This is a genomic window from Bacteroides sp. CACC 737 (assembly GCF_013874375.1).
Classification (GTDB): domain Bacteria; phylum Bacteroidota; class Bacteroidia; order Bacteroidales; family Bacteroidaceae; genus Bacteroides; species Bacteroides uniformis.
Genome location: NZ_CP059408.1, coordinates 2,881,857 through 2,894,621 on the forward strand (window position 1 = coordinate 2,881,857; position 12,765 = coordinate 2,894,621).

A 12,765-nucleotide genomic window follows, 5' to 3' on the forward strand; every position below is an offset into this window, starting at 1 on the left:
TAACTGATACATACGATTTATGAAAATTAAAAGACTAATGATTACTTGTTTGCTCGCAGTGTCTGTACTGGGAGGCAAGTCACAAGCACAAGACTTATTGTCCAATGTTTACGGACGCGACTACCGGCTACTGAATGGGAAGTGGGGAGCCATTGTAGACCTTTATGACCAAGGGGAAAGGATGCAGGTGTACAAAAACAGAAAACCTCAAGACAACAAGCAATTTTATGAATACTCTTTCGACGGAGGTTTGGTCCTGAATGTACCTGCCGATTTCAATTCACAAATGCCCGAATTGAAATTTTATGAAGGGACTGTATGGTACGGACGCTCTTTCGATACCCCAAAGACTGACGGCAAACGTTTGTTTCTCTATTTCGGTGCGGTAAGTTACCGTAGCAAAATATATCTGAACGGGGAAAAAATAGCCAGCCATGAAGGTGGATTCACTCCCTTCCAGGTGGAAATCACAGATAAGGTAAAGCAAAAGGACAACTTCCTGGTGGTGAAAGTCAACAATACCCGCACCACGGATGCCATCCCTGCCATGTCCTTTGACTGGTGGAATTACGGCGGCATCACACGCGATGTAATGTTGGTAAGCGTTCCACAAAGCTACATCAAAGACCATTTCATCCAGTTGGACAAGGTACAATCCAACCTGATTCGTGCCAAAGTAACCTTATCCGAAGCAAAGCCTGGCATCAACGTGCAAGTCGCCATCCCCGAATTGGGCATCAGACAGAACATGACTACCGATGCCAACGGAATTGCCCAGGCCACTATCAAAACCAAAAAACTGCAACGTTGGTCACCGGATGCTCCAAAGCTGTATGATGTAACCATCACTTCGGAAAGTGACCGGCTCAACGAGCAAATTGGTTTCCGTAACCTTTATGTAAAAGGCGAAGATATCTATCTGAACGACCGGCCCATCTTCCTGCGCAGTATCAGCTTCCACGAGGAAATTCCGCAACGCCGCGGGCGTGCCTTCTCAGAAGCGGACGCAACAATGCTGTTATCCGAAGCCAAAGAGCTGGGTGCCAACATGATTCGTCTGGCACATTATCCACAAAATGAATATACTGTCCGCCTGGCAGAAAGAATGGGATTCCTTTTATGGGAAGAGATACCTATCTGGCAAGGGATTGACTTCAAGAATACCGCTACCCGTGAGAAAGCAGGCAGAATGATTAAAGAGATGGTGATGCGCGACAAAAACCGTTGTTCCGTTACCTTTTGGGGGATTGCCAATGAAACAGCCACTTCCGCCCCGCGCAATGAATTTCTGAAACACATGAAACAATGTTGCCTGGACATCGACTCAACCCGTCTGATTACGGCCGCCTTCGATTTGGTACGCTTCAACCGCGAAAGCCGGAACTTTGAGATGAATGACTCCATTATCAACATCCTGGACATGGTAGCCATCAACAAATATATGGGATGGTATCATGACTGGCCACTGGCTCCGGACCAGGCTGTCTGGAATGTAGCTCCCGGCAAACCTCTTTTCATTTCCGAGTTCGGAGGCGAAGCGCTCTATGGCAAACATGGCGACGCGGAAGTCAAGAGTTCTTGGAGTGAGGATTATCAGGCACAACTCTACAAGGACAATCTGGAAATGTTCAAGCATATCCCCAACCTGCGCGGAACATCGCCGTGGATTCTTTTTGATTTCCGTTCTCCCTTCCGTTTCCATCCACACCAGGGAGGGGAATGGAACCGTAAAGGACTGGTTTCCGACCAGGGACAACGCAAAAAAGCATGGTACATCATGCGTGATTACTATAACCAAAAGAAAACAGAACAATGAAACACAAAATAAAACACTACATGGCTGCCCTCCTCCTGACCTCTATGGTCTGGAGCGGGCATGCCCAAGAAAAGAATGAAATGGACTTGTCCGGTGAATGGGCATTCCAGACAGATGTCATGGACTTCCGGAGAGGTTCACTGGACGTACGTTACTGCCATCGCCTGCAGGAAAGCATCGTTCTGCCGGGAATTACAGATGACTATAAAATAGGCTACAAATCTCCTTACCGCCACCTGGATAGGCTGACCCGTGTCTACGAATATATGGGCCCCGCATGGTACCAGCGGGAAATAGAGATTCCTGCGGCATGGAAAGGCAAACGCATTTTCCTCTATTTTGAACGTACACACTGGCTCAGTTCGGTATATGTAGGCAAAGAAGAAGTGAGTAAAATAGACTACATCAGTATTCCCCACAACCACGAACTGACCCAATGGCTACATCCAGGCAAAAAAGAACTGATAACTTTCTGCATAGACAACCGCTACCAGTACGATACCCATAAATGGGACCATGCCCACTCCGAATTTACCCAAATAAACTGGAACGGAGTATTGGGCGAAATTAAACTGGTAGCTGTAGACCCGGTCTATGTAGATGACATGCAGGTCTATCCGGACATCAAGAACAAAAGCATCAAAGTCAAAATGACTGTCCGCAACTGTACAGAACATACCGCCAGCGGCAAAATATCCTTCCACGTGACAGGAAAGGACTATAGACTACAAAAGGAAGTACCAGTAACAGTGACCGATTCCATTACTTATATCGAGGAAGAAATGTTTTTGGGCAAGGATATCCATTTGTGGAATGAGTTCCATCCCAATCTTTATACGTTGGACTGTAAGCTGACTTCCAGTGTAGAGGGCCAATCCTATGCGCATGAGAAAAGCACAACTTTCGGTATGCGCGAAGTAGAGGCCGGTGAGGACCATATCATCCTTAATGGCGAACCCATACACCTGCGCGGTACCGTTGAAAACGCAGTGTTCCCCAAGACCGGCTATGCTCCTGTGGACGATGCCTCTTGGGAACGTGTACTCCGTATCCTGAAAGAATATGGTATGAACCATATGCGCTTCCACTCCTGGTGTCCTCCTGCCGCTGCGTTCCGTATGGCAGACAAGCTGGGTGTCTATCTAGAGGTGGAAATGCCGATGTGGGGTAAAGATGCCCAACCCGATGAGAAGCGCTGGAATTTCTTCCGTCGCGAGCTGCGGGGTATCTTGAAAGAATATGGGAATCACCCTTCCTTCATTCTCTACTGTAACGGAAACGAAATTACCGGCGATTTCAGTTTCATAGAAGAGCTTACCGCCACGGCCCGCCAGTTGGATAACCGCCGTCTATACAGCGGTTCCACAGCCCGCACACGTGTCAAATCAGACCAGTTCTACATTACCCATCAGACTACCAAAGGACACATGGCCATCTACGAAGGACGTCCTTATACAAACTGGGACAAAAACAAGGAACTGGGAGTAGGCCTGCCCATCATCTCGCATGAATCCGGACAGCGGTGCATCTATCCCAATTTCGAGGAAATAAAGAACTTCACCGGCCCCGTACAAGCGCGTAATTTCGAGATATTCCGTGAACTGCTGGACAAAAACCACATGCTCGACCAAGCACATGACTTCTTCCGTGCTTCTGGAGCCTTGACCGCCATAGAGTACAAGGATGTCATAGAAGCCCAGTTGCGCACTTATCTGAAAGGCGGTTTCCAATTACTGTCTCTGAATGATTTTACCGGACAAGGATATGCACCGGTAGGCATTCTCGATCCTTTCTGGAATACCAAAGGGCTCATCACACCGGAAAAGTGGCGCGAGTTCTGTGCACCGACTGTTGCGTTGCTCCGTTTCGACAAACGCGCACTTTACAATGATGAAGTATTTGAAGGAAAAGCGGAAATATACAATTATGGACCTGCCCTATTGAAAAACGCAAAAATCAATTGGAGTATCACCGACAGCAACGGTAAAACCCTTAAGAGCGGAAAACTGAAAACACAAACTGTCGGAAAGAACGGGGTATTTCCACTTGGCAGTTTCAGTTATGCATTGAACAATATCACTGAACCACAGAAGCTGACGGTCCATCTTTCTGTTGCACACGTAAAAAACAGCTGGGATATCTGGGTATATCCCCGTCATAGCAACTTAATGCAGTCCACTAGTGAAGTGCTCTACACCACAGTATTCGATGAAAAAGCAAAACAACACCTTGCCGATGGCAAGAAAGTGGTACTCTGCCCCAAACCTTCCAAAGTAAAAGGTCGTAAATCAGTGTTCCACAATCACTTCTGGAATCCGATAATGTTCAAATGGCCTCCTATGACCATTGGCTGTCTGATTCATGACGACCAGCCTATATTCGAGCATTTCATAACTTCCTACCATACTGACTGGCAGTGGTGGGACATTCTGGAAAATGCCAAGGTTATTGAGATGAAGGATGCTCCGGCAGCACTGCGGCCTTTCATACAAGTAATAGACCATTACGACAATAATGAAAAGCTCGGTATTGGTTTCGAAGCAAAAGTGAAGAAAGGCAGTTTACTGGTACTGGCCGTAGATACCCAGAAAAACATCAACGAACGTCCTGCCACCCAGCAATTGCTGGAAAGCATTGACCGCTACGTAAAGAGTGACAAATTCGCTCCGCAAATTACCGTTGATGAGTCCTACATTGAATCATTCTTAAAGAAATAAATAAAGGAAATATGATGAAATTATTCTTGCTTTGGGTTCTTTTGTTGCTGCCGGTCGGACCGGCAGCAGCACAAGAGATAAAAATGTCACAAACAGCTCCATTGGAACAAGTTTATGGAGAAACAGTAGAAGATGATGCCTTACTGCCCATGAATGAACTGGATATGGATTTTGGCTATGCCCTTTATGAGACAACCGTTGATGTGGAAGAGGAGAATCCCACACTAACTATTGAAAACGTACGGGATTATGCTGTGGTCTATGCAGACGGCAAACTGCAAGGATATTTAAAAGATAGCAGTAAAAGCCTGAAAACCAATCTACCGATAGGCATACACAAACTTAGTATCTATACTGAAAATATCGGACGTATAACCTATGGTCCTGAAATTCTGGACAATTCAAAAGGTATCTACGGCAGCATAACATTGGGAAAGACAGATTTAGAAGGCTGGAAGATGACCCCATTGGAAATTAAGGAATGCGATGTGGCCGGAATAACTTTCAAAGAAGGTACCTCCTCCATCCCTTGCTTCCGTAAAGGTTGTGTCACAGTAAGCAACCCGGCACAAGAGACCTTTCTTGACGTATCCGGCTGGGGAATGGGAGAAGTCTGGATAAACGGGCAATACTTGGGTGCCTACTGGGAAGAAAATGCAGAAAAGACCCTGGAGATACCTACCGGTGCTCTGATAGCAGGTAATAATGAAATAGTGGTATTTGAACTAAAAAATAACGAACAAGCTTCCATGACACTAACCGATAAGCCTATTTTCAAATAAGCTCTTGCATGTACTTGTTTATATTCCTTAAAAAAACGACCTTTATGTAGGAGCAGATTCCGAAAAACGTGTCTTATTTAATGAGAATAGCATAATTATATATATCATGAAGAAACTAACATTTATCAGTTGCCTCCTTTTAAGTGGTTGCCTGGCCGGAGCAATGGCTGCAAACAAAAAGCAACCCATCTACAAAGATGCCAAAGCTCCCATTGAGGAGCGTGTGAATGACCTGGTCAGCAGAATGACACTGGAAGAAAAGGTACAACAACTCAACCAGTACACTTTGGGGCGGAATAACAACGAGAACAATCGTGGTGAGGAAGTAAAAAAAATTCCTGCCACACTAGGCTCCCTCATTTATTTTGATGAAGATGCCAATCTGCGTAACGAGGCTCAGAGAAAAGCAATGGAAGAATCACGTCTGGGTATCCCCATCCTTTTCGGATACGACGTCATCCACGGGTTCCGTACCATTTATCCCATCTCTTTGGGACAAGCATGTTCTTGGAATCCCCAATTGGTAGAACAAGCATGTGCCGTTGCCGCCCAGGAAGCACGCATGTCCGGGGTAGACTGGACTTTTTCCCCTATGATTGACGTGGCAAGAGACGGACGCTGGGGACGTGTTGCAGAGGGCTATGGCGAAGACCCTTATACCAATGCTGTATTCGGTGTCGCATCTATCAAAGGATACCAAGGTGAAGACATGTCCGACAGCAAGCGAGTAGCCGCCTGCCTTAAACATTATATCGGATACGGCGCTTCTGAAGCAGGACGTGACTATGTTTATACGGAAATCTCCAATCAGACTCTGTGGGACACCTATATTCCTCCCTATGAAGCTGGCGTAAAAGCCGGTGCCGCTACTTTAATGAGTTCATTCAATGACATCAGCGGTACTCCCGGAAGCGCCAACCATTACACGATGACAGAAATTCTGAAGAACCGTTGGAAACACGACGGCTTTGTTGTTTCAGACTGGTCTGCAGTACCGCAACTTATTGACCAGGGCCATGCTGCCGACCGCAAAGAAGCTGCCCGTCTAGCTTTCAACGCCGGCCTGGAAATGGACATGATGGGGCATTGCTATGACAGGCATATGGCAAAGCTGGTGGAAGAAGGTAAAATAAGCATGCAACTGGTGGACGATGCAGTGAAACGCGTGCTCCGTATCAAATTCCGCCTTGGACTTTTTGACAATCCCTACACCCCGACATCTACAGAAAAAGAGCGCTTCCTCCTTCCACAAAGCCTGGCTATTGCAGAGAAACTGGCAGAGGAGACCATTGTTCTACTGAAGAATGAAAACAAGGTACTCCCTCTGGCAAATGGAAACAAGCCAACTATCGCCGTCATGGGGCCTCTGGTACAAAACAGTGCCGAGCTCCTGGGGTCATGGTATGGACATGGACATGCAGAAGATGTCCTCCCCATCAAAAAGGCGCTGGATGCAGAATTTGCAGGCAAGGCCAAACTGATTTATACCGAGGGTTGTGGTTTCGACGGTAACGACACTTCCAAATTCAGTGAGGCACTGGCTGTAGCCCAGAAAGCAGATGTCATTCTACTCTGCATGGGTGAAAAGAAAAAGTGGAGTGGCGAAAACGCATCGCGTTCCATCATAGAACTGCCTACCATTCAAGAGGAATTCATTGCTGAAATGAAGAAAGCAAGCAAACCGATTGTTCTGGTACTGGCTAACGGACGTCCTTTGGGACTCTCTAAGGTGGAACCTCTCTGTGACGCCATCGTTGAAATGTGGCAACCGGGAGTACCTGGCGGTAAACCATTGGCAGGTGTCTTGTCCGGCCGGGTAAATCCTTCGGGCAAGCTTTCCATTACTTTTCCACGTTCCACCGGACAGATTCCAATCTATTACAATCAGCGCAAAACAGCCCGTCCACAAAGTGGCAAATATCAAGACATCCCCTCTTCCCCACTGTATGAATTCGGATACGGCTTGAGTTATACCACCTTTAATTATGGTAATATCAACTTGCCCAAAGAAACCATCAGACGCGGTGAAAAGTTGGTAATGGAAATCCCAGTCACCAATGTAGGCAAACGTGACGGTGCAGAAGTGGTGCATTGGTTTATCTCAGACCCATTTAGCACGATTACCCGTCCATGCAAAGAGTTGAAGCACTTCGAAAAGCAACTAATTAAAGCAGGTGAAACACATATATTCCGCTTTGAAATAGACCCGATACGTGATCTTGGTTTTGTAAATGCCAATGGTGAACATTTCCTTGAAAATGGAGAATATTATGTAATAGTGAAAGACCAGAAAGTAAAATTCACGGTTATAGATTAATCTTCTTTTTATATTGTAGGCCATCCTCCTTTCATCATTCTAAAAGACAGATGGCCTGCAATTTCTATTTTTAGAACAAATAAGTATACTGTTCTCCTAAAAATTTCTTGATATGCTTCAAGGCTTTGGTTATTTGGGCCTCCACCGTCTTGACAGAAATACCCATTTCCCCGGCAATTTCTTGATTAGTCTTCCCTTCTTCCCTACTTTTGCGATAAACCTGCCCACATTTGTTCGGAAGGGAACAAACAGCTTCTTCAATCAATCGATTAAGTTCTTCCATCTCCACCGAAGTATCAGCCGCAAGAGCATATCCATATTCTTCTCCTCCCTCGATGGGAACCGTATCCTTTTCATCGCGTAAAGCATTCAGGCAACGATTGCGTGCAGACTGGAAAAGATAAGCCTTGAATGAGATTTTAAGAGTCAAGTCGGCCCTACCCTCCCATAAATTCATAAAAATGGAAAGGGCCAGTTCTTCTATCTCCTGCTTGTCTCTCAGATAAAGGGACATGAAGCGGCAGAGTGAAACAAAATAAGTATCGAAAAGGTGCTTGAAAGCCTTCTCGTCATCTTGTTTGATTAACTGTAACAATAGGATATCATCTTCTGCAGGCATATCGAAGTTATATTAGATAAGGGCTTCTTGAGCGGCAAAGATACTAATATTATTCGTTCCTCGAAATTTATTAAAAAAATAATTGGAATTGGAATAAGGGTTAAACTCAAGTGATGTGTCATATAAGTGAAGGCCTATAAAAACATCATGATCATGAAAAAAAGTGTTCCTTGGAATTTAATCATTCCTAAGTTGAAACAGGAAATTTCCGCAGACGAAGAGCGGCAATTGGAGACTTGGTTACGCAGCAGTAACAACGAAGCGTTATTCAAGGAATTACAACTGTTATGGGAAAAAATTCAGGCAAATGTAGAAAACTATACGCCCAATACCGAATATTATTGGAATGAACTTGTCAACCGTATGCACGCCAGCGAGCCTAAGCAGACTGAAAAACCTGCAAAGAAACGCTTCGAGCTGAAACGGATATACCGCTACGCAGTAGCAGCATGTATAGCTGTTGCCATCGGTTGCTCATTCTACATAGGATTCCTTAACGGACAGCTTGAAGCCATGCCGCAGTTATACTCTAATTTGTCGGGTAAGTCTAAGGTTCTCCTTCCTGACGGAAGCGAAGTATGGATGCATACAGAGACCTCTTTGCAATACGAATCACAAATGAATAAGGATGAGCGTATCGTAAATGTAACTGGTGAAGCTTACTTCGATGTAGCACACGATGCTGACAAACCTTTTATCGTGCAGACAGAAGGTATGCGTATCGTAGTTCACGGAACCAAATTCAATGTCGATGCATTCCCCGGTTCGGAAAATACAGTAGTGAGTTTGGTAGAAGGGTCCGTCTCTTTGGAAACCGAGACAGAGAACCGTTTCCTCAAACCAGGCGAAACAGCTACTTTTAATCGGAAAACCCTGACACTTAAGGTAGAAAAAGATGATGTACATTTTGCCTCTTCGTGGGCAAATACACAACTCGTATTCAGAAACCGTTCATTGGGAGACATTTGCAAACTGCTTTCTAAATGGTATCGGGTAAAGATAGACGTGGATCCTACATTATCCAATAAATATTTCTATACGTTTACGTTGCGTAGCGAACCGCTGGACGAAATACTCCGTATCATGTCACGCATCCAACCTATGAAATATACCTTTAACGAAGAGAATGAATTGACAATTTCGTTTGCAGACACAAAACAAAAAGTAAAATGAAACAGTAACAAAAAACTTATGCCAAACAAATGAGAAATGCACGTTATTTAATAATTAACGAAAAGTAAACACCTACATTAATCTTTAAATTTAAGACAATTATGGATATAAGAAAACAACTCATCATTCTTATACTAGTACTTCTATGTGCCCCAGTTTCTGCACAAAAGAAAGAGAAACTGATCACACTGAAGTTCACAAACATCCCATTATCAGAGGCTATGCCAAAAGTGGAAAAGCAAAGCGGATACACTTTCTTCTATGAATCGCAGCAAATAGACATCAAACAGAAAGTCAGCCTAAATGTTAAGAATGCAACTATTAATAAGACAATAGCAGCCTTATTGAAAGGGACCAATGTTAAATTTGAAATCGACGCAACACACATTATTTTATATACCGGAAAGAATAACAAGGCAATATCCGGGCAACCACAGAACATCTCTGGTACAGTAATTGACGAAAGTGGTGAACCAATTATCGGAGCAAATGTCATGGTGGAAGGAACCAATACTGGTGTCATCACAGATCTTGACGGAAAATACACGATCAACGCACCGGCAGGGAGTAATCTCAAAATTTCCTATATCGGTTATGTGACACAGACTGTAAAAGCTGGTAGAAACAGTACCGTAAAGTTAGTGGAAGACAGTAAAACACTGGCAGAAGTCGTGGTAATCGGCTATGGTACACAACGTAAGTCCGACCTGACTGGAGGTCTGGTATCAGTAGACCAGAAGAAGCTGAACATGATAAATAGCAGTAACTTAATGGACCGTCTCGCAGGACAAATCCCGGGCTTAAGCGTAACTACTGGTGATGCGAAACCAGGAGCAGACCAAACCCTCCGTGTACGTGGTGAAAACTCATTAAGTGCCGACAATGCACCGCTCATCGTATTGGACGGTATTCCTTACAATGGTTCTTTGAGTGATATTGACCCAAACATCATCGAAAGCCTTAGTGTCTTAAAAGATGCTTCCGCAGCAGCTATCTACGGCTCACGCGGTTCCAATGGTGTTATCTTGATTCAATCAAAGAAAGGCAAGAAAGGTGCACCCCAAGTTACATACAAAGGGCAGTTCAGAATGTCGCAACCCCAACAGACTATTGATGTGATGACTCCAGACGAATACATCACATTTAAACAAGACATTGCACGCCTGAAAGATGGATGGAGTGGTGACCAATTGGCTCCTGAGAATATTCTGAGTGCCAGCGAACTTATAAATTACAAGAAAGGCGTTACAAACGACTGGCAGGACTATATTTTCCGCAATGCATTTACCATGGAACATCAGGTAGGCATTTCCGGAGGTACTGAAAGTACCACTTACATGGGGGCAGTTTCCTATCTGGATCAAGAAGGTGTAGTCTATAACTCTGCCATGAAACGTTACAATATTAATTTGAATGTCACACAAGTATTAAACAAATGGCTGACTATCGGTATACAGACCCAATTTATTCAAAGAGATGGCGGTGGTATAACCCCGAATATTGAACATGCTGTAAAACAGAGTCCTTATGGTATCTACAAAGATGAAAACGGCAAGTATTATGAAGAACCTATGGACCAATCCTTGATTATTAACCCGATGGCCAATGTCAATGCCGATCAAGATCAAACAAGACGTAACTTCTTCATCAACACCTATGCTGACATTCTGTTGCCGGTAAAAGGTCTTTCAGCCCGTACAACCTTTGGTTACAACTACCGTAGCAACTTTACCGGCACATACTATGGCCGTGACACCAAAGACGGTAGAACAGCCAGCGGAAAAGCCAGCATCAATAATGAGCACTACTGGGATTACACTTGGGAAAACTTGCTCAAGTATAATCGTGAATTTGGCAAGCACCGTTTCGACGCTACAGGTTTGTTCAGTGTACAACAGACTCAGAAGAAAACTTCCAATTCAAGTGCCGAAAGTTTTGTAAACGATGACTCCAGCTATCATAATATCAATGCAGGTGAGAAAAATAAGACTGTAAAGTCCAGTTTATCAGAAACCTCCATGTTATCTTATATGCTTCGTCTGAATTATTCATATGCCGGAAAATATATGCTGACCCTAACCGGACGTTCCGATGGTTATTCTGCCTTCGGTGCAAACAATAAGTATGCATTCTTCCCGTCAGTGGCTACTGCATGGAACATTGCTTCCGAAAGCTTTATGGAAAATACCCAAAACTGGTTGGACCAACTGAAGCTCCGCGTATCTTATGGTTCCAACGGTAACCAAGCCATCAGCCCCTATCAGACGCTGGACCGTCTACATCTCACAAACTATATCTGGGGTGACGGTGGAGCAGGTGTCAATGGTGCTTATCTAGCCAATGACGGCATTGGAAATCCGAATCTGAAATGGGAAACAACCCGAACATTCAACGTCGGTATTGACTATTCATTCTTTAACGGCCGCATCAACGGTAACATTGAAATGTATGTCGCCAACACAAAAGACTTGCTGATGAAGCGTACTGTTCCTATCATGAACGGTTATAAAACTATTTGGGATAATGTGGGTAAAACACGTAACAAAGGTGTTGAATTCACTTTAAACACTGTCAACATACGCAATAAGAATTTCGAATGGAGCACCGGAATCATCTTCTCACTAAACCGTGACAAGATTGTAGACCTGCGTGGTGACAAAAAAGATGATATCACCAATAAGTGGTTCATCGGCAAACCTTTGCGAGTTTACTACGACTATGACGTTGACGGTATCTGGCAGGAAGGTGACAAATTCACCTATACTACAGCAGACGGTACCGAAAAAGAAATCCAAAAAGGTGCCAAGCCAGGCTCTGCCAAAGTGAAAGATGCAGACGGAAACGGTTACATTGATTCCAACGATAAAGTCATCATCGGTTCAAAGAATCCAAGCTTCCTGATGTCTATGAGCAATACTCTAACCTACAAAAATTTCTATCTGTCATTTTTACTGAACGGAACATTCAAGGTTACACGTGAGCTGAATGAAGCCAATATCGGAAGTTGGAGTTACAATTTATACAACTATCTGCATAATGCCGATTACTGGACGCCGGAACATACCAATGCCAAATATGCTTCTCCGGTATATAACAACTTCGACGGACACAGCTATTACAAAAACTTTACATACATCCAAATAAAAAATATCACTTTAGGATACAATTTTGAAAAGAATTTAGTAAAGAAATTGGGGCTGAGTGGTTTGGGAGTCAATATCAGCGTGGAAAATCCTTATACATTCTGTGATATACGCAGCGTATTGAACTATGACAACAGTTGGTTTGCCTCTTACCCGACTGCACGTTCCTACGTACTTGGACTGAACTTATCATTCTAA

Annotated in this window: 7 protein-coding genes; 6 read left to right on the forward strand and 1 reads right to left on the reverse strand. The window is 44.1% G+C overall.

Going from position 1 to position 12,765, the window contains the following annotated elements; translation table 11 throughout:
- Positions 1-19 precede the first annotated feature (19 nt).
- The 4 genes from H1A11_RS12475 (at position 20) to H1A11_RS12490 (ending at position 7,632) form a co-directional block, all read left to right on the forward strand.
- Positions 20-1,816, forward strand: a complete 1,797-nt coding sequence (locus tag H1A11_RS12475; RefSeq protein WP_131225434.1) for a glycoside hydrolase family 2 protein — start codon at positions 20-22, stop codon at positions 1,814-1,816.
- The gene (locus tag H1A11_RS12480; RefSeq protein WP_138344930.1) at positions 1,813-4,533 is read left to right on the forward strand and encodes a sugar-binding domain-containing protein; all 2,721 of its coding nucleotides are present in this window, start codon (positions 1,813-1,815) and stop codon (positions 4,531-4,533) included. Before H1A11_RS12475 ends, H1A11_RS12480 begins: the two co-directional genes overlap by 4 nt.
- An 11-nt stretch (positions 4,534-4,544) precedes the next feature.
- Positions 4,545-5,315 carry a hypothetical protein gene (locus tag H1A11_RS12485; protein WP_138344928.1) on the forward strand — a complete coding sequence of 257 codons (771 nt, stop codon included), beginning with the start codon at positions 4,545-4,547 and terminating at the stop codon, positions 5,313-5,315.
- 106 nt (positions 5,316-5,421) lie between these two features.
- The gene (locus H1A11_RS12490) at positions 5,422-7,632 is read left to right on the forward strand and encodes a glycoside hydrolase family 3 N-terminal domain-containing protein (protein ID WP_181757287.1); all 2,211 of its coding nucleotides are present in this window, start codon (positions 5,422-5,424) and stop codon (positions 7,630-7,632) included.
- Between the two features lie 70 nt (positions 7,633-7,702).
- Here the strand turns inward: H1A11_RS12490 and H1A11_RS12495 are convergent, their stop codons facing one another.
- Positions 7,703-8,251, reverse strand: coding sequence for an RNA polymerase sigma-70 factor (locus tag H1A11_RS12495; RefSeq protein ID WP_119961204.1), 549 nt, complete (start codon positions 8,249-8,251; stop codon positions 7,703-7,705).
- Positions 8,252-8,404: 153 nt separating this feature from the next.
- Between H1A11_RS12495 and H1A11_RS12500 the strand changes: the two genes are divergently transcribed.
- Together H1A11_RS12500 and H1A11_RS12505 are read left to right on the forward strand one after the other, a co-directional pair.
- Positions 8,405-9,424, forward strand: a complete 1,020-nt coding sequence (locus tag H1A11_RS12500) for a FecR family protein (RefSeq protein ID WP_119961268.1) — start codon at positions 8,405-8,407, stop codon at positions 9,422-9,424.
- A gap of 101 nt (positions 9,425-9,525) precedes the next feature.
- On the forward strand, positions 9,526-12,765 hold the full coding sequence (locus H1A11_RS12505) for a TonB-dependent receptor (RefSeq protein ID WP_138344926.1): 3,240 nt from the start codon (positions 9,526-9,528) through the stop codon (positions 12,763-12,765).